Origin of the sequence: Viridibacillus arvi, from assembly GCF_001274945.1 — a bacterium.
In the GTDB taxonomy this organism is placed as follows: Bacteria; Bacillota; Bacilli; order Bacillales_A; family Planococcaceae; genus Viridibacillus; species Viridibacillus arvi.
On the sequence record NZ_LILB01000008.1, the window covers coordinates 265,273 to 270,624 of the forward strand.

The window sequence follows — 5,352 nt, forward strand, 5'->3', positions numbered from 1 at the left end:
CCATAAAAGTAGTTTGAAAGCTCATTAGCTTTGCTAGCGTATCATCCGAAGATGATATCTATTTTTGTTTTAATCCATCAACAGAGTTGATGTTCAAAACTATTTATTGATTAACGTCTTGCATGTTCAGTTTTCAAGGTTCATTTTGTTGTTATTGTCGTTGTTGTTGCAGCGACTTTAATATCTTAACATCTTTCATTTTCGATGTCAACAACTTTTTTAAAAAAGTTTATCGAGTGAAAGTTTTAAGTTTTAACAACACGTCTTAGCGACAATTAATATAATACAATAATGTCGATACTCATGTCAACACTTTTTCTGAAAAAATTTGAGGCGTTTTAAACGCCTCAATTAATATACAACTAATCAACGATTTCTTCAACCTTATAATCTCTATGATATATATTATTTCCTTTAGTCTCTACACGCTCTACAGAGATGTAACCTTTATCTATTAAGTATTCGATGAAAACTTCAAGGTTAACTGAATAGTTTTTTAGCTCCTCTTGTTCATGCAGTTCTTGAATTGTCCAAAAGTCTTTTTGAGACATTACTTCTATTACATGCGTTGCACCATCTGCAGTACGAGAGTGAATAAAGAACTCGCTTGCTAAGAATAATAACTCTAATCGTTTATCTAATGATTCTTCACTTGTAATAAGTTCTTCATATAATTTGTAAATGGCTGGATCAATTTGTTTTACTTGCGACCACACTGTAACCTCAGGGTACAATCCTTTATCCATTACAGCAAGACGAGCTAAATGATGCAATGATTCAACAACATGATTATAGGCATCTAAATAATTTTTCTCTTCGAAACATACTTTACCCTCTAAGTATCTTCGTATTAACTTTGCAAACTCAATACCCATTTTAATTTTCCGACCATAAAAAGGGAACTCCTTCAGTTCCTTTTTTAAATTAGAGAGATACTCATTACGATCGAATAATACTTTCCCAAAGAATAGCCAGTCGACTATCTTCTTATTAGTTCCTACTAATAACCATTTATTTAACTGCTTCTCCGTAATGATGTGCATAGCAGCTTTTTTTTCTTTAAATGTATAATGTTTTGTAAAGACTGGTCGGTCACTTTCTTTTGTAATAATAAGAAGTATCGTATCGAATGTATCTGTTATCGGACTTACTTCTTCCCTTTTTTCTATTAAAATTACACCTATTGTATTCGGGTGACTTGCTCGTTCTTGGTATATGGGTCGTAGTAGCTGCTCCATAATGATCCTCCTATAGTCAATAGTCAATTTACTCTGTCTTAAACGTTCGACAAAAATAATAAGATTCCTGCATAAAATTTTCACTTCATATTACGATATCATTTTGTGTTATAGTATGTTGTAGATTAGGAGGCTTACAAATGAAACCATATAAAAACAAGATAAATAAAATCCGTTCATTTGCTTTATCTCTCATATTTATTGGCTTTATCATCATGTACGGCGCCATTTTCTTCAGAGAACACCAATGGTTAGTTATTATCTTCATGACACTAGGTATCCTCTGTATTCTTGGAAGTACTTTTGTATATGGATGGATTGGATTCCTTTCAACCCGAGCAGTATTAGTTGAATGTCCGAGTTGCCATAAACACACGAAAGTGCTTGGCCGCGTAGATATGTGTATGTATTGTAATGAACCACTTACTTTAGATCCTTCATTAGAAGGACAAGAGTTTGATCAATCATTAAACAATCGCACAAAACGTTAAAGATTAATGCCTTCGCCTCGTTACTAAATTGTAACGGGGTTTTTTTATCAAAAAAGCATTATATAGTTTACCATAAAAAGAAGCTACCTATGTGTCATTCTTGACAGTTAAGTAGCTTCCTTACTTATTGAACTTTAGTAGCTTGCTCAGAACACGTTGGACAAGTCCCATAAATCTCCATACGGTGTGAATTAATTTTGAAGCCAGTAACGTGAGCGGCGAAATGTTCAACCTCATCAAGCCCTGGGTAATGGAAGTCTACAATCTTCCCACAGCCCTCACAAATAATGTGATAGTGTTTATTTGTAACAAAATCAAAACGACTTGCGCTATCACCATATGTTAATTCTTTCACTAAACCTGATTCTCGGAATACACGAAGATTATTATAAACCGTTGCTACACTCATATTAGGGAATTTCCCTTCAAGTGCTTTGTATATTTCATCAGCTGTTGGATGTGACATTGTTTCGATTAAATACTCTAAAATAGCATGACGTTGGGGGGTGATCCTTACGCCTGTTGTCTTTAGCGTGTCTAGAGCGCTTTTCAATTGCACTTCAGTCATCGCCATGCACCTCAATTCATAAAAATTATTAGTTTATAATTGTTATAATTAGTTTACTTAAAAACTAGGGCAAATGTCAACATTTCCATCTACGAGTCACCTTTTTGTTCTGGTTTTTAATAAGGATAATTTACTATCCATCAAAAATTTGCTCTAATAATCCAAAATATATTATTTTATTCCTTGTTTCATTCTCAATTGTTCCTGGTTAATGATACTTTCTCTTACAACGATAAAAGTTCCTGACTAATACCCTCTAATAATATCCATTTTGTTAATAAGTTCTGTATCTCCCTCTAACCACTTTTTTAAGTTAGGTTTGAAAATTTCTAAACTACGTTCCAAATATCTTGAAGAATGGCTGGAGACATGAGGCGAAACAGTAACAGTATTCATCTGCCAAAAAGGATGATCTGCTGGTAGCGGTTCTTCTTCATATACATCTAATACAGCATGTGCGATTTCTCCTGCATTCAATGCGTGTATCAATACATCTGTTGACACTAAATCACCTCGGCCAAAGTTTAGAAATAATGTACTGCCTTTCATCGCTTCGAAATGTTCACTCTTTAATAAATATTGTGTATCCGGAGTACTTGGTAAAACAGAAATAACTATATCAGCGCTTGGTAATGTCTTTTGCAATGCACTAAAAGAAATCATATCATCCATATAATCAGCCTTATTTCCTGAGCGATTACATCCTATTGTATGTACGCCAAAAGCTTGCAACAATCGGCCAATCTCAGAACCAATTGCGCCAGGTCCTAAAATAAGGGCGGTAGAACCGTGAAGCTCCGTTGCTTTAGACTTACGGTTCCATTCAGCTTTTTGCTCTTGTTCATAGATCCATGCCAGTTCACGTTTATATGATAAAATGTGGGCTAGTACAGATTCTGCCATTGGAACTTTATGAATACCACGTACATTAGAAACAACGATACCACGTTCAGCAATTTCCTTTTGAGGCATTTTCTCTATCCCTGCAGAAGCAACCATTATCCATTTTAACTTCTCTGCTAACCATATTTGCTGCGCTTCAATATCTTCACCATAAGTAACTACAACTTCTGCCTCTTTTAACACAGTATGATCTATATTGTTATGAAAGATAAATTCAATAGTAGGAAAATCTTGTAGTAGCCCCTCTTTTAAATCTGGTCTTGGATCGAAAGTAAAATACACTATCATAATTATTTCCCCTTTTCCCGTATATAAGTAAGCACCTCTTCAATATGTCCCTTCACTCTGACTTTACGCCATTCTTTAATAACTACCCCATTTTCATCTATTATAAAAGTAGTGCGTTCAATCCCCATATATTCACGACCGTACATTTTCTTCAATTTCCACACGCCGTATGTTTCCGCAACCGCATGATTCTCATCTACTAATAGCGAGAATGGTAAACCGTGCTTTTCTATAAATTTCTCATGTCTTTTTTCATCATCTGGGCTTACTCCTAAAATAACGGTATTTAGATCAGAGAAATCACTATGGGAGTCTCTAAAATCACATGCCTCTGTAGTGCAACCAGGTGTCATATCTTTTGAGTAAAAATATAGCACTACCGATTTCTTTCCAATATAATCTGCAAGTGATACCAGTTCGCCCTGTTCATTTTTTAGAGTGAAATTTGGTGCTTGTTGTCCTTCTAGTACTGTCATATTTACTCCTCCTATTCACTTTTACAATAATTGTATCAATTTTTTGAAGAAACGTCGTTTTTTTGTCTACACTATAGGTTACCGTCATAAGTTAATTAAGCTCATGAATAATCCGTTGTTGACCATCTTGAGGTAATCGGTTAAAGTAGCGGAATACTAGTATACAGAAAGAGAGGTTACCCATTTCAGATGAAATTAGGTGCCCGTATTTTAAAAACAGGTTTAGCTATTATATTTGCACTATATGTTGCAGATTTGCTTAGCTTACCATCACCCGTCTTTGCCGGCATTGCTGCTATTTTCGCAATCCAACCATCTATTTATCGCTCTTATTTAACAATTCTAGAACAAGTACAATCTAATTTAATCGGTGCTGCAATAGCTGTTTCTTTTGGTTTACTATTCGGCCATCAATATGTAGCCGTTGGATTAGCTGCTATCATAACTATTTCTATCGTCATCCGACTTGGTTTGGAAAATTGTATTTCCTTATCTCTTGTAACCGTCATCGCGATTTTAGAAGTCCAAGACGGTGATTTTCTTACTTTCGGTTTGATTCGGTTTGTTACAGTTCTCATCGGAGTACTTGCCGCATTCATCGTCAACCTTGTATTTTTACCACCTCGCTATGAAACAAGATTATTTCAATCCATCAATCTGTTGCAGGATGAAATTATTCGCTGGACTCGTCTTGCAGTTCGACAAGCATCTGAACATACATCAACAAAACAATCTTTACGAAAATTAAAAGAACATCATTTAAAGCTCAACCAGTTATATTTATTTTATAAGGAAGAACGTAGATATATAAAAAATGAAAAGCATGTAAAAGCAAGAAAGCTTGTTGTTTATAGACAAATGATTACAACATCGAAAAAAAGTCTAGAAGTTTTACAAAGACTACATTTACATGAAAACGAGTTATCCAAACTTCCTGAGCAGTTTCATATTATGATTCAAGAACGTTTAGATTTCCTCCTTACTTATCACGAACAACTCTTTTTGAAATATTCCGGAAAACTAAAGCCTGATCATAAGGCTTGGATTGGTCAAGAGGAGTATTTACAAAGAAACGAAGTAATGGATATTTTCGCAGAACAAATTGCAATTTCACGCGAAAATGATGAGGATGAAGAATTTTCAAGCTATCATTTACTGCATATACTCTCACGTATTTTAGATTATGAGGAAAACTTAGAGCATTTAGATACGCTTATTATGTCGTATCAAAATCACCACGGTGATGAAATTAAACTCGAAATTGAAGACAGCATATTCTAAAAAAAAGCATCCAATGTATCGTTTTTAATCGTGAACTGCCCCGTAAAAGTTAGACACCATTCTAACTTTTACGGGGGTTTTTTTATGGCAAAAGTACGAGTTGAACA

At 34.6% G+C, this 5,352-nt stretch carries 6 protein-coding genes; 2 read left to right on the plus strand and 4 right to left on the minus strand.

The genetic code is table 11. The features are described from left to right. Positions 1–362 precede the first annotated feature (362 nt). Entirely contained in the window at positions 363–1,238 is an 876-nt protein-coding gene (locus AMD00_RS20185) for a nucleotidyltransferase-like protein (protein ID WP_053418800.1), read from the minus strand. 140 nt (positions 1,239–1,378) lie between these two features. Here AMD00_RS20185 and AMD00_RS20190 point away from each other — a divergent pair, with 140 nt between their 5' ends. Further along, on the plus strand, positions 1,379–1,729 hold the full coding sequence (locus AMD00_RS20190) for a YgzB family protein (RefSeq protein ID WP_053418801.1): 351 nt from the start codon (positions 1,379–1,381) through the stop codon (positions 1,727–1,729). 124 nt (positions 1,730–1,853) lie between these two features. Here AMD00_RS20190 and perR read toward each other — a convergent pair whose 3' ends face one another. The 3 genes from perR to bcp form a co-directional block, all read right to left on the minus strand. Further along, a complete protein-coding gene (perR, locus tag AMD00_RS20195) occupies positions 1,854–2,297 on the minus strand; it encodes a peroxide-responsive transcriptional repressor PerR (RefSeq protein ID WP_179078290.1) in 444 nt (147 codons plus the stop codon). A 246-nt stretch (positions 2,298–2,543) separates the two neighbouring features. Next, the gene (locus tag AMD00_RS20200) at positions 2,544–3,488 is read right to left on the minus strand and encodes a D-2-hydroxyacid dehydrogenase (RefSeq protein WP_053418802.1); all 945 of its coding nucleotides are present in this window, start codon (positions 3,486–3,488) and stop codon (positions 2,544–2,546) included. Positions 3,489–3,490: 2 nt separating this feature from the next. After that, the gene (gene bcp / locus AMD00_RS20205) at positions 3,491–3,964 is read right to left on the minus strand and encodes a thioredoxin-dependent thiol peroxidase (protein WP_053418803.1); all 474 of its coding nucleotides are present in this window, start codon (positions 3,962–3,964) and stop codon (positions 3,491–3,493) included. A gap of 189 nt (positions 3,965–4,153) precedes the next feature. Here bcp and AMD00_RS20210 point away from each other — a divergent pair, with 189 nt between their 5' ends. Then, the gene (locus AMD00_RS20210) at positions 4,154–5,245 is read left to right on the plus strand and encodes an FUSC family protein (RefSeq protein WP_053418804.1); all 1,092 of its coding nucleotides are present in this window, start codon (positions 4,154–4,156) and stop codon (positions 5,243–5,245) included. The last annotated feature ends 107 nt before the right edge of the window (positions 5,246–5,352 follow it).